At 56.4% G+C, this 25,333-nt stretch carries 23 protein-coding genes; 8 read left to right on the forward strand and 15 right to left on the reverse strand.

Features of this window, described 5'->3' with window-relative positions; all coding sequences use genetic code 11:
• Positions 1-123 precede the first annotated feature (123 nt).
• Positions 124-849: a class I SAM-dependent methyltransferase gene (locus B7364_RS04910; protein ID WP_085338814.1), complete on the forward strand. Its 726-nt coding sequence runs from the start codon at positions 124-126 to the stop codon at positions 847-849.
• Here the strand turns inward: B7364_RS04910 and B7364_RS04915 are convergent.
• The 3 genes from B7364_RS04915 to B7364_RS04925 are packed head-to-tail and all read right to left on the reverse strand — an operon-like array spanning position 839 to position 3,804.
• Positions 839-2,395: a hypothetical protein gene (locus tag B7364_RS04915; RefSeq protein ID WP_157893499.1), complete on the reverse strand. Its 1,557-nt coding sequence runs from the start codon at positions 2,393-2,395 to the stop codon at positions 839-841. The genes B7364_RS04910 and B7364_RS04915 overlap by 11 nt on opposite strands.
• Complete coding sequence (locus tag B7364_RS04920) at positions 2,382-2,813, reverse strand: GtrA family protein (protein ID WP_157893500.1); 432 nt, start codon at positions 2,811-2,813, stop codon at positions 2,382-2,384. Before B7364_RS04920 ends, B7364_RS04915 begins: the two co-directional genes overlap by 14 nt.
• Complete coding sequence (locus B7364_RS04925) at positions 2,800-3,804, reverse strand: glycosyltransferase family 2 protein (RefSeq protein ID WP_085338817.1); 1,005 nt, start codon at positions 3,802-3,804, stop codon at positions 2,800-2,802. The genes B7364_RS04920 and B7364_RS04925 overlap by 14 nt, the downstream gene beginning before the upstream one ends.
• A gap of 115 nt (positions 3,805-3,919) precedes the next feature.
• On the opposite strand from B7364_RS04925, the gene B7364_RS04930 reads away from it, so the two are divergent.
• Positions 3,920-4,702 carry an SDR family NAD(P)-dependent oxidoreductase gene (locus B7364_RS04930; RefSeq protein WP_085338818.1) on the forward strand — a complete coding sequence of 261 codons (783 nt, stop codon included), beginning with the start codon at positions 3,920-3,922 and terminating at the stop codon, positions 4,700-4,702.
• A 583-nt stretch (positions 4,703-5,285) separates the two neighbouring features.
• Here the strand turns inward: B7364_RS04930 and ilvC are convergent.
• From ilvC to B7364_RS04960, 7 genes are all read right to left on the reverse strand, one after another.
• Complete coding sequence (gene ilvC, locus B7364_RS04935; RefSeq protein ID WP_085338819.1) at positions 5,286-6,305, reverse strand: ketol-acid reductoisomerase; 1,020 nt, start codon at positions 6,303-6,305, stop codon at positions 5,286-5,288.
• Positions 6,306-6,440: 135 nt separating this feature from the next.
• Positions 6,441-7,232 carry a nuclear transport factor 2 family protein gene (locus B7364_RS04940; RefSeq protein WP_085338820.1) on the reverse strand — a complete coding sequence of 264 codons (792 nt, stop codon included), beginning with the start codon at positions 7,230-7,232 and terminating at the stop codon, positions 6,441-6,443.
• Positions 7,233-7,243: 11 nt separating this feature from the next.
• Positions 7,244-7,909 (reverse strand): hypothetical protein, encoded by a 666-nt coding sequence (locus B7364_RS04945; RefSeq protein WP_085338821.1) that lies wholly within the window; start codon positions 7,907-7,909, stop codon positions 7,244-7,246.
• Positions 7,910-7,981: 72 nt separating this feature from the next.
• A complete protein-coding gene (gene ilvN / locus B7364_RS04950; protein ID WP_085338822.1) occupies positions 7,982-8,524 on the reverse strand; it encodes an acetolactate synthase small subunit in 543 nt (180 codons plus the stop codon).
• Between the two features lie 33 nt (positions 8,525-8,557).
• A complete protein-coding gene (locus B7364_RS04955; RefSeq protein WP_085338823.1) occupies positions 8,558-8,911 on the reverse strand; it encodes a nuclear transport factor 2 family protein in 354 nt (117 codons plus the stop codon).
• A complete protein-coding gene (locus B7364_RS17815; protein WP_198534040.1) occupies positions 8,908-9,084 on the reverse strand; it encodes a hypothetical protein in 177 nt (58 codons plus the stop codon). Before B7364_RS17815 ends, B7364_RS04955 begins: the two co-directional genes overlap by 4 nt.
• 533 nt (positions 9,085-9,617) lie before the next feature.
• Positions 9,618-11,414 carry an acetolactate synthase 3 large subunit gene (locus tag B7364_RS04960; protein ID WP_198534041.1) on the reverse strand — a complete coding sequence of 599 codons (1,797 nt, stop codon included), beginning with the start codon at positions 11,412-11,414 and terminating at the stop codon, positions 9,618-9,620.
• Between the two features lie 404 nt (positions 11,415-11,818).
• Here B7364_RS04960 and B7364_RS04965 point away from each other — a divergent pair, with 404 nt between their 5' ends.
• From B7364_RS04965 to purB, 3 genes are all read left to right on the forward strand, one after another.
• On the forward strand, positions 11,819-13,240 hold the full coding sequence (locus B7364_RS04965; RefSeq protein WP_085338824.1) for a spinster family MFS transporter: 1,422 nt from the start codon (positions 11,819-11,821) through the stop codon (positions 13,238-13,240).
• Positions 13,241-13,361: 121 nt separating this feature from the next.
• Positions 13,362-14,777 carry a spinster family MFS transporter gene (locus B7364_RS04970; RefSeq protein WP_106407561.1) on the forward strand — a complete coding sequence of 472 codons (1,416 nt, stop codon included), beginning with the start codon at positions 13,362-13,364 and terminating at the stop codon, positions 14,775-14,777.
• Between the two features lie 78 nt (positions 14,778-14,855).
• Complete coding sequence (gene purB / locus B7364_RS04975) at positions 14,856-16,172, forward strand: adenylosuccinate lyase (protein ID WP_085338825.1); 1,317 nt, start codon at positions 14,856-14,858, stop codon at positions 16,170-16,172.
• Positions 16,173-16,265: 93 nt separating this feature from the next.
• Here the strand turns inward: purB and B7364_RS04980 are convergent, their stop codons facing one another.
• Positions 16,266-16,724, reverse strand: coding sequence for a PaaI family thioesterase (locus B7364_RS04980; protein ID WP_085338826.1), 459 nt, complete (start codon positions 16,722-16,724; stop codon positions 16,266-16,268).
• Positions 16,721-17,197 (reverse strand): PaaI family thioesterase, encoded by a 477-nt coding sequence (locus tag B7364_RS04985; RefSeq protein WP_085338827.1) that lies wholly within the window; start codon positions 17,195-17,197, stop codon positions 16,721-16,723. Before B7364_RS04985 ends, B7364_RS04980 begins: the two co-directional genes overlap by 4 nt.
• A 78-nt stretch (positions 17,198-17,275) precedes the next feature.
• Between B7364_RS04985 and B7364_RS04990 the strand changes: the two genes are divergently transcribed.
• The gene (locus B7364_RS04990; protein ID WP_085338828.1) at positions 17,276-19,123 is read left to right on the forward strand and encodes a DUF4153 domain-containing protein; all 1,848 of its coding nucleotides are present in this window, start codon (positions 17,276-17,278) and stop codon (positions 19,121-19,123) included.
• Positions 19,124-19,168: 45 nt separating this feature from the next.
• Entirely contained in the window at positions 19,169-20,554 is a 1,386-nt protein-coding gene (gene fumC / locus B7364_RS04995; RefSeq protein WP_085338829.1) for a class II fumarate hydratase, read from the forward strand.
• A 429-nt stretch (positions 20,555-20,983) separates the two neighbouring features.
• Here fumC and B7364_RS05000 read toward each other — a convergent pair whose 3' ends face one another.
• The 3 genes from B7364_RS05000 to B7364_RS05010 form a co-directional block, all read right to left on the reverse strand.
• The gene (locus B7364_RS05000; RefSeq protein ID WP_085338830.1) at positions 20,984-22,033 is read right to left on the reverse strand and encodes an RluA family pseudouridine synthase; all 1,050 of its coding nucleotides are present in this window, start codon (positions 22,031-22,033) and stop codon (positions 20,984-20,986) included.
• 11 nt (positions 22,034-22,044) lie between these two features.
• Positions 22,045-23,421 carry a M28 family peptidase gene (locus B7364_RS05005; protein ID WP_232780812.1) on the reverse strand — a complete coding sequence of 459 codons (1,377 nt, stop codon included), beginning with the start codon at positions 23,419-23,421 and terminating at the stop codon, positions 22,045-22,047.
• 167 nt (positions 23,422-23,588) lie between these two features.
• Entirely contained in the window at positions 23,589-24,176 is a 588-nt protein-coding gene (locus B7364_RS05010; protein WP_085338832.1) for a DUF2306 domain-containing protein, read from the reverse strand.
• Positions 24,177-24,283: 107 nt separating this feature from the next.
• On the opposite strand from B7364_RS05010, the gene B7364_RS05015 reads away from it, so the two are divergent.
• Positions 24,284-25,096 carry a LytTR family DNA-binding domain-containing protein gene (locus B7364_RS05015; protein ID WP_085338833.1) on the forward strand — a complete coding sequence of 271 codons (813 nt, stop codon included), beginning with the start codon at positions 24,284-24,286 and terminating at the stop codon, positions 25,094-25,096.
• The last annotated feature ends 237 nt before the right edge of the window (positions 25,097-25,333 follow it).

Below are 25,333 nucleotides of genomic sequence, written 5' to 3' on the forward strand. Positions count from 1 at the left end.
TGACCGCAGCAAATGCATAAAATTGCAGCTAAAGCTGACTTGTTAATCCACTGTCATCCAGCCCTTTGCTAAGGGAGCGCGGTTAAGTCCATCCTTGATTTGGATGGCAGGGAGCCTGAGTGCATGGAACGTTCCGCCTATACAGAAATGGCAGCCATTGACGAAAATCACTGGTGGTACCGCGCCCGCCGGCGCATCGTGGCAGAAATGATCACCCAACATATTGCCAAGCGCCCCAATCTAACCATCGCAGAAATTGGCTGTGGCACAGGTTCCAATTTGCCGGTGCTCGCCCGCTTTGGAACCTTGACGGCAGTGGAGCCTGATGCCGATGCGCGCGCCTATGCCGCCACCCGGGCCGATGCCACCGTCTTGGAAGGCCGGTTGCCAGATGGCCTACCCCTCGCGGAAAAAAGCCTCGACCTCGCCGTTATGCTCGATGTGTTGGAGCATGTGGATGATGATGTGGGCGCGCTGAAGGCCGTCGCCCAAAAGCTTAAGCCAGATGCACGTTTCTTATTGACGGTTCCGGCCATGCCCTCGCTCTGGAGCCCGCACGATGAGGAACATCACCATAAGCGTCGCTATACCGCCCAGACCCTGCGCCAGGCGATTGAAGCAGCTGGCCTCAAGATTGAGATGATGAGCTATTTCAACACCCTGCTTTTGCCCCTGATTGCCGGTGTCCGCTGGATGAAAAATCTGACGGGCAGCAAGGAAGTCGATACTGGCATGCCATCGGCTTGGCTGAACAAGCTCTTGGAAGCTATATTCGCGTTTGAACGCCATCTGATCGGACGCCTCCCCCTCCCCCTCGGCGTCTCGCTGGTCGTGATAGTTAAGGCGTAGGGGCGGCGCGCTTACAAGGCGCTGGTAGAGGAACGTTCCGGTTAAGTCGCCGGATGGGGTATGGGCCAATATTGGGCTCGACCAAATAATGATTGCCAAGCCAAGCCTTGAAGGCTGGATCTTCGGTCAGATAGGCGATTGAATCAAGCCGAATGGCGTTTGGCGTTCTGACATAACCGACTTCCCCAATGATCAAGTCGGGCCGGCTGCACTGAACATCTTCGATAAATTCTGCCCGTACCCGGTCCTTCTCGACTTTGCGGATCGCTTCGAGTTTGGGATTATTGTTTGGGGTTAGAAGCCCAGGCACCATCCACATCGAATAATAACGAGACCAGTAAGACCGACCCGCATCTGCCAATGGATGAAAAGCATAGTCCGGCCCAATCGAGAGAATGAATATCCGGTTCTCTTTGGGCTCTTTGGCAACGATTGACTTCAAGAGCGGCTCGACAATTTGGCCGCGGGTTTGAACATTGCCAATCGCTGGCATGGCAACCACCGTCCAAATCAGGGTCAGCGTGGCAACAAGGGGTAAGGCAATCCGGGTGCCACCGTCTGGATTGAAGAAAGCCTTATGGACAACCATGATGGACAGCATCACCGACAGGCCGTGGGCTGCGATGAAATGATAGCGCCATCCTTTCTGCTGGAGCATGACGATTGCCAAACAGACAACGATTGCAATCGCCAAAGCGATACAAAAGTCGCGCCGTTCCTTGGTCAACAGCATGATGGCCATGGGGACAAAGACAAATAAACCCTGCATCGCCAGGCGAACTTTGCGCTCGTAGGACGAGAAGGCATTCCATGGGCCAAAGGCATAATAGGCGGTTTGTATCAAATCCAACATGCGCCCCAGAAAGTCGGGCGTAAATGTCAAAGTGGCCGCGGCATAGGCGATGGCACAAACGGCCAGTGTTAGATTTTCCGGGCGAAATGGCCGCCAAGCCCGTTTTTGCCGCCAGAGGAGCCAAGCTTCCAATACAAGCGGCAAGAGCACGAAATAATGTTTCAGCGCAAAGCCATAAGCACTCAAAAGCCCAACCAAAATGGCAAGTGGCAAGGCAACTTTTTGGCCTTCAAGCCGGGCACACAGCAAGGCAATCCACAGACTACAGGCCATCATCAAGGATTGTTCACGCTGGCCAAAATCGCCGACGCTGACCAAACACATGGCCAGAAGAAACCCAAAAGCGGTCGAGGCCGCAGCCGCACTTCCAAGCGTCTTTTTGGCCACATGATACAAAAGGGCGGTGGCCGTAAAGATCACCATCAAATTGAGACCCATCAGCGCGTGATAGGCTAAGATCGGCGTATGTTGCGCCACCCAAGCCGCGGGTAAAGCCGCCCAGAACCAAAGCGGCGGATTGACCTCCAGCAAGTCGCGGTAAAGCACTTTGCCGTCTAATAAACCGTCTGCAATATAGAGGCGCCATAATAGGTCGGGGCCTGGCAAAACAACCAAAGACAAAGCAAGGCCCAAAACGACACATGCTAACCCACCGACGACATACAGGGTGGAAACACGCTCAACTTTTGTCATGGTCACCTTGTACCGGCTTGGCTGTATGGTCTGCATAGACCCAGAAGTTGAAGAACAGGAAATTGGTGCACGCCACAATCACCATCACAATGGCCGAAACCACAAGGTCGGGCAGATCATAGAGCTTGGTATTGGCTTGGCTGATGAGGGCTGCGATCAAAAAGCCAACCCCGACCGCAAAGAGATAGCGCCATAGGGTTCCGGGTTTTGTCTCTCGATGGCCAAATGTGAATTTCCCATGCGCTGAATATTGAAACAAAAGCGCCGCGCCATAGGCCAAATTGGAGGCAAAGAAACGCACAAGGCCGAGATAGACCATCAGATTATAGACGATGATATAGACAAGCGAGGTCAAGCCCCCGGCGACGACATAGCGCAAACCCAATATGGCCTTGGCTCTCAGATCAGCCCCGGTCATGGAAGCCAATGAAGCGCTTGACCAGATAAAGCGGCCTTTCTTTGGAGGCCATATAAATGCGGCCGACATATTCCCCGATCATGCCCAAAACCATCAATTGCATCCCGCCCATAAACATGACGGCGATAAACAAAAGGGTCCAACCGCTCACCCATTGATCGGTCAGGAGGCGGTTCAAGATAGCGTAGACAATGCCAACATTTGACAGAACGAAGATGGACAAGCCCAGCGTGATAACAAAGCGCAACGGCGCCAGCGAGAAGGACAGCATGCCGTCTAGGGCAAACAAGACCATTTTGCGTAAGGGATATTTGCTTTCACCCGCCGCACGGGCCGCCCGACGATAAGGAAGCGCGGTCTGGCGAAAGCCAACCCAACTAATCATGCCACGCAGAAAACGATCGCGTTCCTTCATGGAGCCAATGGCGTCCACCACTTGCCGATCGATCAAACGGAAGTCGCCGACGTCGAGGGGAATATCAACGTCGGATAAGGAATTCAGGCCGCGATAAAAGACGCGCGCTGTGGCGAGCTTAAAGGCGCTCTCGCCCTCGCGGTCCGTGCGCTGGCCATAGACCACATCATAGCCCTCGCGCCATAGCTTCACCATATCGGCTATCAATTCAGGCGGGTCTTGCAGGTCGGCGTCAATAATCACCACGCAATCACCGTTGGCTTGATCCAAACCGGCTGTTACTGCGGGCTGATGGCCGAAATTACGTGACAGCATCACCACACGTACATGCGGATCACCTGCTGCCAGTTCGTTTAGCTTAACGGCTGTTTGGTCGCGGCTGCCATCATCGACATAGATGATTTCATAGTCGAGGCGCTCGGCAGCCCACAAAGACTCCAGCACGGCTTTCAACTGTGCGTGAGACAGACCAATGACGGCCTCCTCATTGTAGCAGGGAACGACAATACTGATCTTAGCAGACCCATCACGGGTCACGCGAACGACAGAATTTGGCGACGAATCTGAATAGGACATGGAAGTATTTCATAGCGAGTCCGCGCTTTAAGCACAAACCATTCAACACTTGCGCCCTGATGGGCGCTTGCTAGTGTGGGCGGAATATCCACACACAAAGACTCAGGGAAACACCATGGCCTATCAACCCTTTAATTTAGCTGGACATGTCGCATTGGTTACAGGCGGCAATCGCGGTATTGGCCTTGGTATGGCAGAGGCGCTGGCTGCCTGCGGGGCCGATGTCGCCATTTGGGGACGTAAAGCTGCTGCCAATCAAGAAGCTGTCCAAAAACTCGCAGCCCATGGTGTCAAGGCCAGGGCGTGGGAGGTTGATGTCGCCCACGAAGATCAAGTGGTCGCCGCTATGGCCGACACGGTCGCTCAAATGGGCCGCATCGACACGGTCTTTGCCAATGCTGGCGTTGGCTATGGCGCGCCAAGCTTTTTGGATATGAGCACCGAGACCTATCGCAAAACCTTAGCGGTCAATCTCGACGGCGTTTTCTTCACCTTGCGTGAGGCGTGCCGCCATATGGTCGAGCGGGCTAAAGCAGGCGACCCAGGTGGGTCGCTGGTTGGCGTTGCGTCTCTTGCCGCGATTGAAGGGGCCGCACGCAACGAAGCTTATGCGGCCACCAAGGGCGGGGTTATCTCCATGATCAAGTCCATCGCGGTTGAGCATGCGCGCTATGGTGTGCGGGCCAATGCGATCCTGCCCGGTTGGATTGCCACCGACATGACCGAGATGGCACAAAACTCCCCCGCCTTTGCCGAAAAAGTCATCCCTCGCGTGCCCGCGCGCCGCTGGGGCACACCAGACGATTTCGGTGGTATCGCCGTCTATCTCGCCAGCCAAGCTTCCGCCTATCATTCGGGCGATACGTTGGTGATCGACGGGGGCTATTCGATTTTTTAAGGCTAGCGCCTGAGGCGGAGGAACCTATCAAAAGGGCTTCGCCTCCCCCTTTTACGGCGGAGGGGGCAAGCCCCCGGCCTGCAGGCCGTTAGTTTTTCGCCTTATCGACCATTTTGTTCTTGCCGATCCCACCGGTCGCGCTGGCGCGACCGGCGTGTTCTTTAAAAATCTTGGATCGGCAAACCGGTTAGTTCTTTGCTTTGTCGACCATTTTATTCTTGCCGATCCCACCGGTCGCGCTGGCGCGACCGGCGTGTTCTTTAAAAATCTTGGATCGGCAAACCGGTTAGTTCTTTGCTTTGTCGACCATTTTATTCTTGCCGATCCCACCGGTCGCGCTGGCGCGACCGGCGTGTTCTTTAAAAATCTTGGATCGGCAAACCGGTTAGTTCTTTGCTTTGTCGACCATTTTATTCTTGCCGATCCCACCGGTCGCGCTGGCGCGACCGGCGTGTTCTTTAAAAATCTTGGATCGGCAAACCGGTTAGTTCTTTGCTTTGTCGACCATTTTATTCTTGCCGATCCCACCGGTCGCGCTGGCGCGACCGGCGTGTTCTTTAAAAATCTTGGATCGGCAAACCGGTTAGTTCTTTGCTTTGTCGACCATTTTATTCTTGCCGATCCAGGGCATCATGGCGCGCAGGCGGGCACCGACGGCTTCGATCTGATGCTCATCACCCAGACGGCGGGTCGCTTTGAAGAAGGGCGCGCCAGCCTTGTTTTCCAGCATCCAGTCGCGGGCAAAGCCGCCATTTTGGATATGCTCCAGCACGCGCTTCATTTCAGCCTTGGTTTCAGCCGTAATGATGCGTGGCCCGGTGACATATTCACCATATTCTGCCGTGTTGGAGATCGAATAATTCATATTGGCGATGCCGCCTTCATAGATCAGGTCTACGATCAGCTTCACTTCGTGCAAGCACTCAAAATAGGCCATTTCAGGCGCATAACCTGCTTCCACCAAGGTTTCGAAGCCCGCGCGGATCAACTCGACCAAGCCACCGCACAAAACAGCCTGTTCGCCGAACAAATCGGTCTCGCATTCTTCGCGGAAATTGGTTTCGATAATGCCCGAACGACCACCACCGACAGCCGAGGCATAGGCCAAAGCAAAATCAAGGGCTTTGCCGCTTTCATTATGTTGCACCGCCACAAGGCATGGCACGCCGCCACCCTTCTGATACTCACTGCGCACTGTGTGGCCGGGGCCTTTTGGTGCCACCATCACCACGTCCACGCCCTTGGGCGGCTGGATCAGACCGAAATGCACCGAAAAGCCGTGCGCAAACATGAGGGTTTGACCAGGCTTGATATAGGGCGCGATTTCAGTTGCATAAAGTTCTGGCTGGATCTCGTCAGGAGTCACAATCATCAAGGCATCGGCCTTTTGGGCGGCTTCTGCGACGGTTACAACTTTCAGGCCAGCCGCTTCCGCCTTGGCCGCTGAGGCAGAACCTGCCTTCAGAGCAACCCAGACGTTCTTCACGCCAGAATCCTTCATGTTCAACGCGTGGGCGTGGCCTTGGCTGCCATAGCCAACCACCGCGACAATCTTGTCCTTGATCAGGCCAAGGTCACAGTCAGCGTCATAGAACACGCGCATTTTTTCTCTCCAGATTGAAATTGTAGCGGCACAATAGTGCAAGCCAAGTTGAATTTGCCCCGGGTTAAGAGCGTTTTTTTGCGTCGAGGTCAATCGAAGCCATCAGCATATGGGGGTTCGATCTCAGCTAAGTCCTCAGTTCCGTGGCGCTGATGCCGGTGGGCGAGGTGCCACGCTGGGTGGCTTGCGCGGTAGCGGCCCTGCCGCAGCCGCGGCTTGTGGGCCAGCGCGACCGGCGGCCAGCTCGGTGACAATCAACCACCCCCCCGCTTCGCGCCGCCATACGGTCACATAACGCCCAAGGCTGAGCTGATTATCCCCGCGCCGGATCACATAGCGCCCCCAAGATGAACCAGAGCCACCGGCGGCCATCGCACTCTCTGGGCTGCGTTCGAGAGTCACATCGGCAGGAAATGTCCCAAAGCGCGCCTGTGCGCCCGCAGCCCCCGCTGGAGACGAGCCAGATGCATCATGTAACACGCCTTCAGCCGACATCATGGCTTCATAGGCTTTGAGCGGCCCATTTGCGACGAGATTGGCGGCAAAGGCGCGATCAATCGTGAGCAATTCTTCGCTTTCATCGACGGGCTTTGCCGCTTCAGCCGCTTCAGCTGGCAAAGCCTGGACAGCCCGCAAGCCTTCGGGCGAGGCAAGGGCGGCATCAGGTGTCGCCTTAGCCGCTGCCAAGTTCTGAGCTTCTTCCTCTGGCGAGAGGGGGGCGGTGCTTTCTGGGCTTGGGGCAGCAGCGGCGGCAGCGGGTGCGGCAGGAGCGGGCGCGCGCCATTCAGCCTTTGGCGCAGGTGCTGGCTTTGCCGCTGCTTTGGTTTGATTGGTGGCCTTTTTGCTTGTCTGCGCCTGTGCGGCAGGCAGCCCGACGGCGCAAGCAAGAATGAGGGACCCGATTATGGCGCCAGTCAAGCGTCTCATATACCCCTCCCCTAGTTTGGTTTGTTCGCAGGCTTAGGCGCAAAGCCTGCTTGCGGAGCGATCAGGCCTTCAACCGGCAAAGCACCTGGCAGGAAGGCGAATCTTTTGGCGAAGACGGCCAAGAGAGGCTGCACCCGCTCATCATCATAGCGGGTTGAGACACAGCGTTCCCGCTTGGGCGCGCGCACTTCGATCACCGCGGTGGCTTGGCCTGCGCGGGCCAAAGTCTCGATGGTACGTTTCAACTCGCCCCAAATTCTGGCGTCCTCAAACGCATAAACCAGGCTCGCCGCATCGGTCACATCCAAAGTTCCGCTGGCGCGGCTGATTGCCTTGCCGTCCCACCGCACCATCTCATAGCGCCCGGGTACATCTTCCGGCGTCCGAAAGGTGATGGAAATGCTTTCCCCGCTGGCAGGCCGCAAAACCGAAATCCGATAAGCCGCCCTATCATCTGCCGCTTTGGCAAAGGGCGTGTCGATCCCCATGGCTTTCAAAATGGCCGGATCAGCCAATTCACCATTCACGGGGCTGTCGCACAAGCGCATGCGCGGGTCGCCATCGACGCCCAAAAATAGGGCCTTTTGTTCAGGCTCGCGCTGGCCCACCAGAAAAATGGTTAGCCCCAAAGCCGCAGCAATCGCCAGCATGATGAGATATCTCAGAGAGCTTTTCATCTATCCATCCAAACGTGAACTTTGGGCCAAAACAAGGCCAATTCCCGAACCAAAGCGCCTTGATGCCGGGCCCTAAATCACATCCCGACCCCGGCGTATGGTGGCAACGCCCGTGCGCGAGACTTCAACAAGGCCAAGTGGGCGCATCAAATCGATGAAATCATCCAGCTTTTTTGAGGAGCCAGTCAATTCAAAAGTAAAATGGTTCAAACCTGCATCCATGATCCGGCACTTAAAGGCGTCGGCCAAGCGCATGGCTTCTACCCGTACATCGCCCGTGCCAGCCACTTTGATCAAGGCCAGTTCGCGCGCGACGGCATCGCTATCGCCATAAAAGTCGATCACGCGCTTAACCGGCACCAATCGGCCCAATTGGGCGCGTATCTGGGTCAAGACGCTGGGCGTTCCCGAAGTGACGATCGTAATGCGCGACGTATGGGCCTCATGATCGGTCTCGGCCACCGTCAAGCTTTCGATATTATAGCCGCGCGCCGAAAACAGCCCGACCACGCGGGCAAGGACCCCCGGTTCGTTGGTGACGATGACCGCCAAAGTGGTGCGGATGATGGGGCTTTCGCCTTCAGGAATGAAATAAGCTGAACCGGGCTGGGTCATGAATGGGTCTCGACTGGCTGAGTTCAGATTGCTTTAGCGATCATAGAGGACACGTGCAAACGCCACTTGCCCTTGTTCGTTCAAATCCATCAGTTCGGTGGCTGTCGCCCCTGTTTCATCTTGGTAGATCAAAGCTAAGCCCTGCCGATCTTGGCAGATGTTGAGTAGGGTAAAGCGCAGATGCGGCCGGATTTGAAAGGCAAAACTAAAATAGGGGCGCAATTCTTCCCGACTGGTGAAGAACGTCTTTTCGCCCTTAGTGCGAAGCGCGACTTTGGGGGAATGAAACACGACATCCTGCGCATAATGGGCGAGGATTTTTTCAATGTCGTGGGCATTCCAATCGGCGATCCAAGTGGCGGCAAACGTGGCAGGGTCGGTCATCATGCCTCCCCATCCCCGTCAAACTCCCCCTCATTCGGGTCCCAGCCTTCGCGGCCAGAACCGTGAACTGGAACCGGCGCACGTGGTGGTGGCACATTCAGGGTTTGTGCGGGAAACAGCATCGCCCAACCTGCAACCGGAGCAGCCACCCAGAACGGGAACTTTTTCAAGATCAATGGTTGCTCCTCTGATTCTAGTTGGATGTGCTGACAGCAGATTTTAGTCCCGGCTATCGCATGCTGACACCTTTATTCTCAGCTTTGCATGTGGATTAGCATCCACCAAACTCGGGCGGAACTAGGCCTACCTAGCCGCCATCGACACCGCTGCGTCTGTCCGCAAACTCACCCGCTGCACGTTATCAGCCCAAGCGGCGCGCCATGAGATTATGGGGCGGTAGCTTCTGAAGTCGAGCCGGTTCGTTTGGGAACGGTTTTGGTGACCATTTTGGATACGCAAAACCTTGTTTCAATTCTCTTTTACCCGTTCAATCGCATCAAGGGACGCTTCGCTTCTACCCTTGACCCGCTTGAACTGGTGGCCACATCGCCGGGTGTCTGAGTCCGATTGCGGCAGTCAAGGCCAGAGAGCGAAGCGTGCCTTGACGGCCGGAAGAGGACGATTTCACACGCGTCCCGCGCTTTGCGTGCAGCAGGGTCTGCACCAAAGCGCGTCTGGACAAACCTGTGTGACGGCAGCTAGCCCCCCCCTACACCAACTGCCGCCCCTTCTCATCAATGGCGGTGCCGAGGTCTTGGCCATCATCGCCCAGCAGCATTTCATTATGCGCCGCGCCCGATGGGATCATGGGGAAGCAATTTTCATCCTTGGTGACGCGGCAGTCAAAGATCACCGGGCCATCATAGTCGATCATGTCCTGGATCGCGGCATCAAGCTGGGCTGGATCCTCACAGCGTATGCCTTTGGCCCCATAGGCTTCGGCCAGCTTCACAAAATCGGGCAAGGAATGGGAATAGCTTTGGGAATAGCGCTCTCCATGCAGCAATTGCTGCCATTGGCGCACCATGCCCATCCATTCATTATTGAGCACGAAAATCTTGACTGGAAGGCCATATTGGACCGCACAGCTCATTTCCTGAATGCACATTTGGATGCTGGCTTCCCCGGCAATATCAATCACCAGCCCATCCGGATGGGCCATCTGCACGCCAATCGCGGCAGGCAGACCATAGCCCATGGTGCCAAGCCCGCCTGAGGTCATCCAGCGATTGGGCTCTTCAAAGCGATAGAATTGGGCGGCCCACATCTGATGCTGGCCCACTTCGGTGGTAATGAAGGTCTTGCGGTCTTTGGTGAGTTCATAGAGCCGCTCAACCGCATATTGGGGTTTGATCACCTCGCCGCTTTGGCGATAGGCAAAGCCTTTGCGTGCCCGCCAGCGGTCAATCTGAGCATTCCAATCGGCAATCTGAGCTGGCTTGCCAACGCGCGCCTGCCACTGGGCCAAAAGGGCGGCAATTGCTTTGCCTGCATCGGCGACAATGCCAATATCCACCCGCACATTCTTATTGATGCTGGAGGGATCAATATCGATATGGATTTTCTTCGACCCCGGCGAGAAAGCATCTAGACGCCCGGTCACGCGGTCGTCAAAGCGCGCGCCAAGACAAATCATGACATCGCAATCATGCATGGCCATATTGGCCTCATAAGCCCCGTGCATGCCCAGCATCCCGAGCCACTGGGGGTCGCTGGCTGGAAAGCTGCCCAAACCCATTAAGGTTGAGGTGACCGGGAAGCCCGTTGCCGCCGCCAATTGGCGCAATAGGCGGGAGGCTTCTGGCCCGGAATTGATCACCCCACCGCCGGTGTAGAAGATTGGCTTTTTGGCTGAGGCCATCAATTCAACCGCTTTTTCAATCGCGATCAGGTCTGGATTGGTTGGCGGGCGATAATTGGGCGACAAATCATTGGGCTTGCCGCGGTAGAGCGCCTTTTTGAATTGGACATCCTTGGGAATGTCGATCAGCACAGGGCCAGGCCGGCCTGTGGTGGCAACTTGAAAAGCCTCATGCACGATCCGCTCCAGATCATTGACGTCCTTGACCAGATAATTGTGCTTGGTGGCAGACCGTGTGATCCCGGTGGTATCGCATTCTTGAAATGCATCTGAGCCGATCAAATGCGAGGGCACTTGGCCAGTGATGCACACCAAGGGAATCGAATCCATCAAAGCATCGACCAAAGCCGTCACCGCATTGGTGGCACCCGGCCCGGAGGTTACCAGCACCACCCCGCACTTGCCCGTCGACCGGGCATAGCCTTCTGCGGCATGGCCGGCACCTTGCTCATGGCGCACCAGCACATGCTGGATCTGCTCTTGCTGATAAAGCGCATCATAAATCGGCAGAACCGCGCCGCCAGGATAGCCAAAAATCGTTTCCACGCCCTGCTCTTGCATGGCCCGCACCAGAATTTCGGCACCCGTCAGTTCAATCGGTTCAGGCTTTGTCATCGTGCTGGTCTCAATTTCTGTGTCGTACATCGGGCGGACTTCCAAGTTTTTGTGCTTATGGCGGTTTTCTGGGCATGAAAAAAGGGGCTTGGTGAGCCCCTTGTGTTGCAACGCCGCGATTTGGTGAGAGGACTATCCCTCACCAAGCCGCGGCATTCTAACGAGTACACGTGCGACGTTGCGCATGATGGAGTTTCCTCAAACTTCGACGAAAGGCATAAACATGCGCCGCGCCTTGGTCAAGTAAAATTTCTTAGAATTTAATTCCGTCGCATACCGAAAAATTGGATTTTAAATCCAAGTACAGCAGAAATACACACAAAACCGTGTTCTGCCCATTTCAGTTGTTTGCAAGTGGGCAAGTTTGGTTAAGCTGAGCCCTAAATCAAAGTGCTTGAATCAATCCAGCACAAAAAGAAATACGGGGAGATGTCATGTCAGATCAACGCGAAGCCGTGGGCGCGTGGAGCCCAAAGGCAGATTCCGATGCGACCGTCAGCACCCCTCCCCAATTGAGTGCAGCCTATATCCGCTATGCCCTCTGGATGTTGTTGATCATCTATATCCTCAATTTTCTCGATCGCAGCATTGTTGGCATTCTGGCTGAAGAAATCCGGCGCGAATTGGTGCTGGATGACTGGCAGATCGGCATTATGACGGGCCTCGCCTTTGCGTTCTTCTATACGGTCTTGGGTATTCCCATTGCCCGTTTGGCCGACCGCAGCGACCGGGTGAAGATCATCTCGATTTCTTTAGCGGTGTGGAGCGGCTTTACCGCTTTATGCGGCTTGGCCCAGAACTTCACGCAAATGCTTTTGGGCCGCATCGGCGTTGGCATTGGTGAAGCAGGGTGTACGCCCGCAGCCCATTCCCTGATTTCCGACTATGTGCCAGCTGACCGACGCGCCCGCGCCATTGCCTTTTATGGCCTTGGTGTCCCAGCTGGCAGTTTATTAGGGGCTGTGCTCGGCGGTGTCATTGCTGATATTTGGGGTTGGCGTACGGCTTTCTTGGTCGCTGGCTTGCCCGGCGTCGCCCTCGCCCTTGTAGCTTGGTACACGTTAAAGGAACCGCGCCGCACCTTGGGCTTTCCAACGCATGCGACCACAGGGGAAGGCAGTGTATGGTCAACGCTAAAGGCGCTGCTCAAATCGCGGGCCTATGTGTTTGTCACACTCGCCTCCGCCAGTGCGGCCTTTGTCAGCTATGGCCAAGGCGTCTTCACGCCAGCCTTTTTCCAACGGATTCATGGCATGAGTGCGGGCGAAGTGGGCATTTGGCTCGGGATTTCCTCAGGGGTAGGTGGATTGATCGGAACCTGGCTCGGTGGCTATTTCGCTGACAAATATGGGGCCAAGAACCCTGCCGCCTTCCTATATGTTCCCGCCATCGGGATGGCGATTGCAAGTGTGACCTTCACGCCAGGCTATATGTCAGCGTCTTGGCAGACGGCTTTAGTGCTGATCTGGATCCCCGGAGTTTTAAACTCGCTTTGGTATGGGCCTGCTTTTGCTACCGTCCAAAAAGTTGTGCCGCCAAACCAGCGGGCGATGGCGGTTGCCATCACGTTGTTTGTAGTCAATTTGGTAGGCCTTGGCGTCGGGCCTTTGTTTGCAGGCGTTTTGTCGGATGCTTTGCGCAATCTGATGTTTGATGGCAGCGCCTTGGGCGTAGGAGATTTTGCCACGGCTTGCGGCAAAGCAGCCGCTACGGCGGGCGAAGCCGCCTGTGTGGTCGCGCGCCAAGAGGGCTTGCGCTGGAGCTTGATCATCGCGTGCCACCTTGGCTTGATGAGTGCGGTGCTATTCTGGCTTGGCGGACGGGCCCTTTTGCCAGCCAAGGTGACAACATCTTGATGAAGCCCACCCTCGACCATGCAAATAAATCGCGCCATGGCATTGCTTTTTTCCAAGTCGGCCCGATGGTAGGCCGATAAGAAAGGCAAGCGTTAGACCTGCCTAAAAGGGGAACGACCGGATGGACAAACCTTCAGACACGATTATCGCCTCTGGAACGACTGGCTCACCTGCGGCCTTTAGCCAAAGTTATGTGCGCTATGCCCTGTGGATGCTGTTAATCATCTACACGCTTAACTTTGTCGACCGCCAGATTGTCGCAATTTTGGCAGAGCCGATCAAGAAGGATCTCGGCCTTACCGACAGCCAATTAGGCCTTTTAGGCGGCCTTGCCTTTGCTTTCTTCTATACCTTCCTCGGAATACCGATCGCGCGTTACGCCGAACGGGGAAACCGTGTCCGGATTATCTCGGTCGCTGTGGTGGTCTGGAGTGGTTTTACCGCTCTTTCTGGGGCTGCCCACAATTTCACCCAATTATTGTTGGCGCGAATTGGTGTCGGGGTTGGGGAGGCAGGCTGCACGCCCCCTGCCCACTCCTTGATCTCTGACTATGTCGGACCTGAAAAGCGGGCATCGGCGTTGGCGTTTTATTCATTGGGTGTTCCCATCGGGTCTGCCCTAGGCTTTATCGTTGGGGCCTTGATCGCGCAGCAGTTTGGCTGGCGGGCAGCCTTCTTCGCGGTGGGCCTGCCGGGCGTTATCTTGGGTATCATTGCGTGGGTTACGTTGAAAGAGCCGCGTAATTTAGGACTTGTTGCCCAGCCGAAAGCAGGCAGCGCGCCTAGTTTTGGTGATGCATTAAAGGAACTGCGGAAGCGAAAGTCCTATTGGTATGCCGTATTTGCCGCGACCACGATTTCCTTCCTTGGTTATGGCCATGCTTATTTCCTGCCATCCTTCTTGACCCGCGTGCATGAAATGGGCCTGGCAGAGCGTGGGGCAGCCATGGCGGTTATGACCCTGGTTTCAGGGGTTGTTGGCACCTTGATCGGCGGCATGCTCGCCGACCGGGCCGCCAAGAAAGACACCCGCGCCTATATGACGGTCCCGCTGATTGCGTTTGTTATTGGCATTCCTTTCTTCTGGATGGCCATGTTTGCTGAGACGGCGATGATGGCGATTATCTTCTTGGCGATCCCGACCTTGCTGAACTCGCTGTGGTACGGACCTGTTTATGCTGCGGTTCAAAGCCTGGTTCAGCCGCGCACGCGGGCAACGGCGGTGGCGATCATGCTGTTTGTCGTCAATATGATCGGACTGGGTGCCGGCCCTACCGCGATTGGCTTCTTCTCTGACGTGTTTGCCAATCAGCATTTTGCCACATTGGGGGCGGGTGCGGACTATGCTGTCTTCTGCGCAAAGGGGGCAGCAACTGCAGCCAATGCCATGTGTGCCGCAGCCCAAGCTGAAGGCATTCGTTGGTCGCTTTTGGCAACGTCCTCGGTGGGCGTTCTGGTCATCTTCTTCTTCTGGATGGGCCGGAAAACCATTGTGAAGGACCTTGCAGATACGGCGGCAGAAGCAAAGGCCGCTTGACCTGAGAGGCAACAGCCTCGAAACAGGGCCGCCGAGTAGCCTCGGCGGCCCTTTTTCCTGCACGATGGACTGCTACCTATGATCCCCCGCTATGCCCGACCTGAAATGATCGCCATCTGGGACGCTCAAACCCGTTTCAAGATCTGGTTTGAGATTGAAGCCCATGCCGCCGATGCGCTAGCCGAGTTGGGCGTGATCCCGAGGGAAGCAGCCAAGACCATTTGGGATAAGGCAGGAAATGCGGTCTTTGATGTCGCGCGGATTGACGCGATTGAGGCCGAGACCAAGCATGATGTGATCGCCTTCTTGACCCATTTGGCCGAGATTGTGGGCCCTGACGCCCGCTTCGTCCACCAAGGCATGACAAGCTCTGACGTGCTCGACACCTGCCTTGCAGTCCAACTGGCCCGTGCCAGTGACTTGTTGATTGCAGGCGTCGACCGGGTGTTGGCCGCCCTTGAGACGCGGGCAAAAGAGCATAAGCACAGCGTGCGCATTGGGCGTAGCCACGGCATCCATGCAGAGCCGACCACATTTGGTGTCACGCTGGCTGGCTTCCATGCTGAGTTTCAGCGCGCCAAAGCCCGCTTGATTGCGGCCAAGGCCGAAATCGCGACTTGTGCGATTTCAGGTGCGGTCGGCACCTTTGCCCAAATCGACCCACGCGTCGAAGCCCATGTTGCCGCCAAAATGGGCCTCGCGATTGAGCCCGTCTCCACCCAAGTCATCCCGCGCGACCGCCATGCCGCTTTCTTCTGCGCCTTAGCGGTTGTGGCTTCCTCGATTGAGCGTTTGGCAACCGAAATCCGCCACATGCAACGCACGGAAGTGCTGGAGGCTGAAGAATTCTTCTCGCCCGGGCAAAAGGGCTCTTCGGCCATGCCGCATAAGCGCAACCCCGTTCTGACTGAGAATTTGACGGGCCTTGCCCGCCTCGTCCGTTCAGCCGCAATGCCTGCCCTTGAAAATGTGGCGTTGTGGCACGAGCGGGATATTTCCCATTCCAGCGTTGAGCGCGGCATTGGCCCTGACGCCACCATCCACCTCGACTTTGCGCTGCACCGTCTGGCCGGGGTGGTTGAAAAGCTGCTGATTTATCCAGAACGCATGCAGGCCAATCTCGACCTGCTGGGTGGGTTGCACAATTCACAGCGCGTGCTCTTAGCGCTGACCCAAGCCGGGGCAAGCCGCGAGGACGCCTATAAGATGGTGCAGGCCAATGCGATGGCGGTGTGGTCACTTCCCAGCCCCCGGCCTGCCACCGCCCTGCTCGACCGGCTTCTGGCCGACAGCCAGGTTACCAGCCTCTTGACGCCTGACCATATCAAAAGCCTGTTCGACGACAGCCACCATTTCGCCCAAGTCGACACGATTTTCGCGCGGGTGTTTGGCTAGGCGTTAGACCACTTGCGCAAGAACAGCCGTCGAGTTTGGGCGCACACGACGGGGCCTCAAGGCAAGCGGCGTGCTGCCTGAAGCCGTTTCAAGTCAGTTTGTTTCCGCTTCAGCCTCATCACTCTTCAGCAAGAAATGGCCGTGCAAAGCCGCGATGGGATCGGCGCGGTCAAATTGCCAAGCCTCAACCCGCACATTGGCGATCCGGCGACCCAGCTTGGTGACATGGGCGCGCGCATAGGTGTCGATGGGCCTTCCAGAGCGGAGATAATCAATAGATATATCAATGACTTTAGGGATTTTCTTGCCACCTTGTGCTAAGAAAATTTGCGCCACGGCGGTCAGTTCCATCAAGGCCCCAACAACCCCGCCATGTAAGGCGGGCAGCATAGGATTGCCGATCAAATCATCCTTGAAGGGCAAAATAGCCGTGAGCTCATCCCCTTTGAGTTCCAATTGCACCCCCAAGAATTTGGCATAGGGCACGGCCTGAAACATGGTGCTGAGCTCGCTTAAATTCACACGCGTGGGGGTGGCGGGTGCATCACTCATTTCGGTGGCCTCCGGTTCTTTCCCATACGACCCGAAGTGCCCATCATAAAGGCCGCTTGGGCAGCGGCCACCGGATCGGTTTCATCTGCGCCATCAAAGGCAAAGGCGCGCACAAAGGCCACGGTTTTGGTCATGCGATAGCAATGGGCTTCCGCACGAATGGTCGCGCCCTTCTTGGCAGGCCGCATATAGTCGATACGCAGGTCGAGTGTGGCCGTCGACATTGGCTCGCTCAGCGCCGCAAAGGCGGCAACCCCGCAGGTATTGTCTAAGAGGGTCGTCACCACGCCTGACGCGATGACGCCGGTCTCTGGGTCCCCCACCAAATCCTCACGCCAATCCACTTCAACGACAGCGCGGGCTTCGGTGATGGAGACAACCCGCATGCCCAAAGCACGAGCTTGCGGCGTGCCTTGGATCATCATGGCCCCGGCCGTGGCCATTCTCTGCCAAAGAGGTGTGTCATCACGCATGAGGCTACCTTAATTGGGTGCGCTGGATTTGGAAACGTGGCAAGACAGGGTAAATGCCCGCCTGATGGAGAGATAAGGATGATTGCCAAAAGCCAACCGCTTCCTGAACGCTTGGCTTTATTCTTGCGCCTTGGTGTCGGCCTTGTCTTCGGGCTAAGCGTAGCCTTCCTTGTGGCCGATAAGGTAAGCCGCAGCGCCGAAACCTATTTGAAACAGGATTGGCGGGAAGTCATCGCGCAGACTTTGACATTGGTGGCCTTTATCCTTTGGGCCGGGGCGGCCGTGATGCGGCGGGTGAGTCTTGCTATCTGGGCCGCACTGGCCGGGGCTGCGCTGTGCTTCATACTCTGGCATATGCGGATTTATTCAGGCGCCAGCAACGCAGGCGAATTGCCCTCCATCCTGATCCTCTTGGCGCTTACCTTCATTGCCAATGAATTGGTGTCGACAGCCGATCAAGCCGGTAAGCCCTTTGCGCCTTATGAATTCTATTTCGATGAGGCGTGGAAACGTGGCGTCCAACTGATCCTGGCCATTGGCTTTACGCTGTTGTTCTGGGGGATTTTGCTTTTGGGTGCGGCCCTCTTGGGCTTTATCGGCTTTAATTGGCTCGAAGACTTATTGAAGAATGAATATTTTGCTTGCCCCATCACAGGCCTTGCTTTCGCAAGCGCGGTTCATTTGGGCGACATCCAACCCAAGCTTTTGGCCAATGTTCGTGGCCTTGCCCTGGGCGTCTTGGCGTGGCTCTTACCCGTCATCACCCTGATCGGGGCGATCTTTGCTGTCAGTCTCGCCTTTAGCGGCTTACAGCCCTTGTGGGATACAAAGGCCGCAACCGCGACACTTTTAAGTGCCTGTATTGGCTTTGTTGTGTTGATCAATGCGGCCTTTCAGCAAGGCGAGACAGACCGCAAAGTCCAAGTGGTTTTGAAATGGTGCGTGCGGCTGGCCGCACTCCTTTTGTTGGTTTTCGCCACTTTAGCTGCTTGGAGCTTGGGCCTGCGGATCAACCAATATGGCCTCACAATTGATCGCACGTTGGCGGGCATGGTGGTGGTGATCGCTTTGGCCTATGGCTTGGGTTACAGCACCGCCGTTTTCTGGCGTGGGCCATGGATGGAGCTTCTTAAGCCCCTCAATATCGGTTTGGCCGTGTTCAAATGCGTTGTCTTCGTCGCGATCCTAACCCCACTCGCCTCACCTGCCCGTTTGAGCGTCGATAATCAGGTCAAGCGCCTCACTTCGGGCCTGGTAAAGCCTGAGACGTTTGATTGGTGGTTCCTGCGCTATGATGCAGGAACTTATGGTACAAAGGCGCTAGACCAGCTGACCCAATCGCCAAATGCGGCACTGGCCAAAGTGGCGGCGAAGGCAAAAGCCAATCTGCTTGGCGAACGCCGTCATTTTCTAGAAGATCGTGAAACGGCAGAGAAAAATCGCCCCGACCTTTCAGCATTCGAAGTGGTCATGCCTAAGGGCGCAAGCCTGCCAGCCAGTTTTGTGGCGCAACGGTTTGACAGCGAAACAATCCAACTCGTGCCTGACTGTCTGGTCACCAAACCAATTAAGGGCGAGCCGACCTGTAAAGCGGCCCTGCTCGACTTGGACGCCGACACCAAACCAGAAGTCATCATCCTCAGCACGTCTGGTGGCATCACCGGATTTAAGCAGAAAGACGAGACGTGGGTTGTGCTGCGCACCGAAAGTGGGGCCACGAACGAGGATATCGTCAAAGGCCTTGAAACCGGTGATATTCGGATGGTCGAACCGCGCTTCAAGGATCTGATGATTGGTGAGGCTAGGGTCCGGTTCCAGCTTTACGAACGTCCGCCCAATGTCATCTTTCATATGAACCCGGTGCCACCCAAGCCCGCCAAAGCCAAATCTGCAGAGCCCGCAGCACAAGCCCCTTCAAAGCCATAACTAACAGCTTTATGCACGGGCGAAGTTATTGAGGAGAGGCACCCCATGAGCACGCGCACCGAAACCGATACGTTTGGACCCATTGAAGTCGCATCAGACCGCTATTGGGGTGCGCAGGCAGAACGCTCGCTGGGCAATTTTAAGATTGGGTGGGAAAAGCAGCCCTTGTCCATCGTCAAAGCGCTTGGCATCGTCAAACAAGCCGCGGCCTTGGCCAATATGAAGCTGGGCAAAATGGATAAGGACCTGGGCGAAGTCATCATTCAGGCGGCCCAAGAAGTGATTGATGGCAAGCTGAATGACCATTTCCCGCTGGTGGTCTGGCAAACAGGCTCTGGCACCCAATCCAATATGAATGCCAATGAAGTCATCTCGAACCGCGCGATTGAGATACTGGGCGGCGAGATGGGCTCGAAAAAGCCCGTCCACCCTAATGATCATGTGAATATGAGCCAAAGCTCAAACGACACCTTTCCAACTGCCATGCATATTGCCTGTGCGGTTGAAGTTACCCACCACCTCTTGCCCGCTTTGACGCATTTGCACGCAGCCCTCGATGCCAAGGCCAAAGCGTGGGCCGACATTATCAAGATCGGTCGCACCCACACCCAAGATGCAACCCCGGTCACCTTGGGTCAGGAGTTTTCGGGCTATGCCAAGCAGATTGAAAATGGCATCGCGCGCATCCGCCAAACCTTGCCTGCCCTGATGGAATTGGCCCAAGGCGGCACCGCTGTGGGCACGGGCCTGGCCTCCCCCGTTGGCTTTGCAGAAGCTGTGGCGCAAGAAATTGCGGGCCTGACGGGCCTGCCCTTTACCAGCGCACCCAATAAGTTTGAGGCTTTGGCCGCCCACGACGCCATGGTCTTCACCCATGGCGCTATCACCACCGTGGCTATGAGCTGCTTTAAGATCGCCAATGATATCCGCTTCTTGGGCTCAGGCCCGCGTGCCGGCTTGGGCGAATTGGCCCTGCCTGAGAATGAGCCCGGCAGTTCCATCATGCCGGGCAAGGTCAACCCGACCCAGTGCGAAGCCCTCACCCAGGTTTGCGCGCACATCTTGGGCAATAATGCCGCCATCGCCTTCGCCGGCAGCCAAGGCCATTTCGAACTCAATGTCTTTAACCCGATGATGGCCTATAATTTCCTGCAATCGGTCCAGCTTTTGGGCGATGCCGCTGTCAGCTTCACCGATAATTGCGTGGTGGGGATTGAACCGCGCCTCGACAATATCGCCAAGGGCCTCGCCAATTCCTTGATGCTGGTAACGCCTCTAAAGGAAAAATATGGCTATGATCTGGCCGCCAAAGTCGCCAAAACCGCGCACAAGAACGGCACCACCCTGCGCGAGGAAGCCATTGCCCTAGGCATTAGCGGCGAAGACTTCGACGCCATCGTCCGCCCTGAGTTGATGATCGCACCGGGGTGAGGTGGACGTCCGAGACGATGCCAAACTCGGATCAGACGGACGAGGCCACTCAAAGCGGGCTTCGAGGCTCTAGATGCTTTGGTTGAACGCGAAGGGCTGCCTTTAGAGAAATAGCGTCTGTTTGGAGGGTGGAGATGGGCAGCCGAGGCCTGAAAGGACCAGTGCAACGCTGCGAGCCTTGAAACGCGCCTGCTTAGGACAACTTTGGTCCGGGCTAGGCCTAACCAAAGGCCGGATTTACTTATTTCTGGGCAATTTGACAGGTCAGTTCGCAGCTTTCCTGCGCCGGTTCGGCAAATTCCCCACATGATTTTGGGAAAATCTGGACCAACGCGCCAAAGCGTCCGAACAGGCCCACAGAAGCGGTTCTGGTAGCCAATAGGGTGCGGCCGCGAGATGATGATGTCGGCCTTTTTAAGGAAGCCAATTCTATAGGTCGGAAAGGACAGCGCGCAATGCCAATAGATCCTCTGGCAGGTCGCTTTGAAAGCTCATCCGCTCACTTGTCGCTGGATGGGTAAAGGCCAAGGTTTCCGCGTGCAGCGCTTGGCGCTGTAAGCGTACCGCTTCTGGCAAAGCGGTGTTGAGGGCACGGGCCGCTTTGGTATCGCCATAGACCTGATCGCCGATCAAGGGCATGCCAATATGGGCCATATGGACGCGGATTTGATGGGTACGCCCGGTCTCGAGCACACACACCATCTCTGTTGCCGCAGCGCCCGGATTGCCGTGCAGGCCGATACCAAAGCGCTTGACGATCTCATAATTGGTGGCGGCATTCTTCCCAGCAGCGGCTGTTTCTGCCACGACCGCCATGCGCTTACGATCGCGCGGGTCGCGGGCAAGCCGCGCCTCCACCCGCCCGGCTTTGCCCCAAGGCGATTTCGGCTGGCCCACGCCAAAAGCCCGATAGCGGCGCGAGATCGTGCGGTCTTGGAATTGCCGCCCCAGCGAGGCTAGAGCAAATTCACTCTTACATACGACCATCACGCCCGACGTATCCATGTCCAAGCGATGTACGATGCCTGGCCTGCCGGTTGCCCCCACCACTTTCAAGCTATCGCCCGCATGCCACAAGACGGCATTGACCAAAGTCCCCGTCCAATTGCCCGGGGCCGGATGAACCGACAGGCCGGCAGGCTTATCGACTACCAACACATGTGCATCCTCATAAAGGATCGACAGGGGGATGTTTTCAGCCTGTGGCTCGGCGGGTTCAGGCGGCGGGACTTCAAGACGATAATGGGTGCCGGCCTTCACCTTGGCCGAGACATTCATCTCTTTAACCCCGTCGCGATACACCCGCGCCGCTTCAATCAACTGCTTGATGCGCGAGCGGGAAAGGGCTGGAAAGGCCTCGGATAAGAACTTATCCAAGCGCTCGCCCGCAGCCTCGGGCGAGACGACGACTTCCTGCAGGCTCGGCGCAACGTCGGGGGCGTCTAGGGCCTCCAGATCGGCAAACTCATCATCTTCCATGCTGGTGATAACTATTGCGCCCGGAAATCAAGTGTCGTCCAAGCCGCAAACCATGCTGTCACAGGATAGACGGCCACATTTTGACGCACGGACTCGGGGTCAACATTTTCCAGGATATCGTCAGGCGTATGGTGGATGGAGAAATATTTGCTGGCATCTTGCTGCAAATCCATCACCGGCACGCCCAAAGGCCGCAAGGTTGAGATGTCGGATTGGCCGCGCGCAGTGTCTGTCCCACGCGCAACACCCAAAGGCGCAAGCGCCTTCGCAATGGCTTCCTTGATAGCCCCTGTCCCTGCACCAAAGCCAAAGTCAACTTGATAGGCTTTACCATCGCCAGAATCGGATTCTGCCGCAAACACATACGTATCGGCTTTGTCCTTCATGGCTTGCGCATGGGCGGCTGCGCCGATCAGGCCCACTTCTTCGGCCCCATACCAAATCATTCGGATGGAGCGCTTGGGCGGGCCTGCGATCTCGCGCACAATCTTGGCAGCGGCGGTTACAATCCCACAGCCCACCGCATCATCCAGGGCACCCGTCCCAAGGTCCCAAGAATCCAAATGGCAGGCCAGAACCACATAGTCATCTGGCCGCTCTGTGCCGCGCATCTCCGCAATCACATTGCCAGACAGGGCGGCGGGTTGAACCTTGGTTTGCACCAGCATGCGCACTTGGGTCGGCCCTTTTTGCAACACACGGCCCAATTGATTGGAGTCAGCATTGGCTAGGATCAACACCGGCAATTTGCTTTGCTGCCCGCGTGCCCCTTGGCCGACATGGACTTCCCGCTCTGAGGTTCCAGCCGAGCGGATCAAACAGCCAATTGCGCCTAAATCAGCAGCAACCGAAGAACATTCCCGCCGCTTCACCACCGCCTTGCCATAGCCGCTGCCATCTTGGGTCACAGGCATGACATCATCGACAAAAGCAATCTTACCCGTCAAAGAGCCCGGAGCAGCTGCCCGCAAAGCGGCCATGTCGGCAAACCGTACCACTTCGCCAACAATGCCCTCTGGCGGCGTTGAGGGCGAGCCGCCCGTTGCGTGGGCCTCAAGGCGTTGGCTATGTGGCCCCAAAATGGTTTCGCTTTCAACCACACGCTCCCACGCGGTCAAGGGGAAGGTCTCAATCCGCGCGTCGGTAAAGCCTTCCTGCGTCAGGCGTGCCACCGCCCAAGCCCGCGCGCGGGCTTCAGCTTCACTTCCCGCAAGGCGCGGCCCAATTTCAGTGCTCAAATCCCGGGTGATGGCATAGGCGCGATCATCCTTGAGCGCCGCCTCAATCAAGGCTTTAGCCGGTGGGCTTGGAATCGGAGTCTGTGCCCCGGCCAGCGTTGGCAACACCGCCACTATAGCTGCAACAAGCCCCGCGCGAACTCTGCCCATCATTTGCCCCTTCATTTCTGGCCAGCATCGTAGTCGTGACCGTGGATATGAGGCAAGCCCATTTACCGTCGAGACCTAGTCGCCAAACGAAAGGCCAGACAATCGGGCAGGATTGATTTGGCCAGTCGGGCGAGGCTTAGGTACATGGCAAGGATACATGGCAAGGCCTATCCAAACATGAGGGCATAGAAAGTGCGACCAGGAATAAAGGTCATGAGCCCAGCTAAGCACAGGCCGAAATAAAGGCCGCGCATCGTTTTCAAATGTCCTTCCACATGGCCTTGGCGGATGTACCAAATGGCGCGCGGCAAGCTATAAAGTGTCCAAATTGACAAGATATGGATTGGGCCGAATTGACCCAGCATGGGGGCAAAGCTTTTCATGAAAAAGCTGGAAAGTGCCGTGGTCAGCATGGTCACGGCCCACACCCGCCCCATCAACTTATGGCTGGGTGTTCCCTTGGGTCCAAACAACACGATGGCACCCAGAACCAAAGAAGTTGTCGCTCCGCCGATATGGATCAGAGTGACCAAGGGGAGTTTTGTGAAGACATGCCAATCTGGCGCATGCGGGATAAAATTCTGGCTTAATATATACGACCAAACGTTCGGTCCAAATACTGAAAGCGCGAAAGCCACGATACCTATGGCGAACAAATGCCCCAGCAGGGGCTGGACTATGGCCAGCAATTTCCCCAGCGGGCTGGGTGCGGCACGTTCGAGTTGGGTATTTGGGGGGGAGGAAATGTCGGTCATCAGCTTAAACTCCAAATCGTGTCAGAAGCTCTTTGCGAGCGACGCAGGCTTTGGTTAGAAGAAGCTTTGGGTGCTTGCACGCGCCATTACGTAGAGAAACTGGCTTCATGCGCGAAACACCAAGCCCTGTTATTCACGAAGCGCCAAACACCAGTTGGACGCACCTGTTTGTCAGTGCAGAGCACCGGCGCGGCTATATCATCAGTGTGGCGTTGGGCAGCCTCTTGGCGGTGTCTGGTGCTTTTGAAACCCAAGATCTGCCGCTTTGGGCACGCTTTGCTTATTGGTTGCCCGTAATGTTGGCGGGTGCCTTTATTGGTGGTCTGATCAGTTGGAAACTGGTCGCGATTGAACGTTGGGCCCGCTCACCTTTGTTAAGTTGGGCCGTTGTGACGGTGCTCGTCGCCATTCCCATGACCTTCATCGTGTGGGCGGTGACAGGGCTCGCGTTTCAAGGACACGTAAAGCTAGCGCATCTACCCTTCTTCTTCCCGACGGTGACGCTGGTCTCGGCCTTCATGTCAGGCATCTTAACCTTCACCAATCAGGCACCACGCGAAACCCATGGCGCGCCCTCGCCTCAGAACGCCGACGACGCCCCTCCCCAGGTTCGCTTCCGAGAGCGCCTTCCGATCGCGCTGCGGGGAGCAGAAATCTACGCAGTCTCCAGCGAAGATCATTATTTGCGCATTCATAGTTCACGCGGTACCGATCTTATCCTGATGCGCTTGAGCGATGCCATTGGCGAGCTTGACGGTATTGAGGGCGCGCAAGTGCATCGCTCATGGTGGGTCGCCAGAGCCGCCGTCAAAGATGTCGAGCGCGGCGATGGCAAAGCCGTCTTTACCCTCATCAATGACACCCAAGTCCCCGTCAGCCGCACCTATGCCAAAGCCCTGCGCGAGATTGGGTGGTATTAGGGGGATTGTACCGCTAAGCCCCGTAACAATCGCGACGTCATCGCTTGTGTCGTCAGCCGCCTCCCAGACCTTGCTTCGCAAAATGCCGCGAGGCCCGGTAGGGTCCCCGCGGGCGGCGCACGCCTAGGCAGAGATGGCATTGTGGCGGCGGGGAGAGTTTTTTGTCTAGAAGCGCTTTGGTGCCCATTCTGGTCACCCAAACCGCTTCATCCAGTGTGTTCGGGCGATTTGTCGCGT

Source organism: Aquidulcibacter paucihalophilus, from assembly GCF_002105465.1.
GTDB lineage: Bacteria > Pseudomonadota > Alphaproteobacteria > Caulobacterales > Aquidulcibacteraceae > Aquidulcibacter > Aquidulcibacter paucihalophilus.